Here is a 255-nt window from a genome sequence, read left to right on the forward strand (position 1 = left end):
AGATCCGGATGGAAGTATGTAAAATGATCTCGCATGTGCCGGCGGGCCATCTGGGCGGCTCGCTGTCGATCGCGGAAGTGCTGTCAGTGCTGTACAGCAAGCACCTGCGGTATGACGCAAAGGACCCAAAGTGGTGCGGACGGGACTGGCTGGTGCTGTCCAAGGGACACTGCGGGCCGGCGCTGTACGCGGCGCTGGCGCTCAAAGGCTTTTTCCCGATGGAGCAGCTTGAGACGCTGAACAAGCCGGGGACCA

1 pseudogene is annotated in these 255 nt (G+C 61.6%); it reads left to right on the top strand.

The features are described 5' to 3' along the window. Nucleotides 1–23 precede the first annotated feature (23 nt). Nucleotides 24–255, top strand: a pseudogene (locus tag ACYQ3S_RS15780) (transketolase); the annotation flags it as partial.

The sequence above is a fragment of the Agathobaculum sp. TL06 genome (assembly GCF_054658635.1).